General features: G+C 53.6%; 1 protein-coding gene and 1 pseudogene. Both read left to right on the forward strand.

All coding sequences use genetic code 11. From position 1 onward, the window contains the following. Positions 1-110: tail fiber assembly protein (locus PSI23_RS21865; RefSeq protein ID WP_273557027.1), on the forward strand; the 110-nt coding region annotated here is incomplete at its 5' end. Further along, a pseudogene (locus tag PSI23_RS21870) lies at positions 110-582 on the forward strand (hypothetical protein); the annotation flags it as partial. The gene PSI23_RS21865 and the pseudogene PSI23_RS21870, both read left to right, overlap by 1 nt.

The following is a 582-nucleotide window of genomic DNA, read 5'->3' on the forward strand; positions in this document are numbered from 1 at the left end:
CGGATGAAGAAAAAAAGGCCTTAATTAACTGGCGTAAATATCGGGTATTGCTGAACCGGGTTAATTGCGCAATTGCCCCGGATATTGATTGGCCGGAGCAACCCAAATAATGCACTGGCAGCGTAAAACTCTGCAACTGTCCCCAGATTTATCGGGGCTGTCTGCGGCGATTGTGCCTGTTCATCCGTTTATTTACGGTATCGGGCAGCAAACTGACAGCGGCAGCTATTTAAGCCCGGCCAATGCCATTGACACACTGGCAAATAAATTCACGGGCGCAGGCCATATCAACAGTCTGATACTGATGGTCTGCGCCAAAACCCACGCTGAATTTATGCAGCACCTGACGCAGTTTTCAGCGGTGCTGCCACTGCCCGCGTTTGCGCAGGTCAAACGGATGGCAAAAACCGCCGAAAGTCTGGCCACAACCAAAATGCAATTGCCGGGCAAGCTGGGCGGCGGGTTACCGCTGCCGCAACCGCTATCTACGGCGACCAGCCGTCAGGCAATCAATGCGCAACTGATTGCTAAAGCCAACGCGCAGGCCAGTGCGGGCAGCAGTCTTGCCGGGTTAAAATCCCA

Origin of the sequence: Xenorhabdus yunnanensis, from assembly GCF_028598805.1 — a bacterium.
In the GTDB taxonomy this organism is placed as follows: Bacteria; Pseudomonadota; Gammaproteobacteria; order Enterobacterales; family Enterobacteriaceae; genus Xenorhabdus; species Xenorhabdus yunnanensis.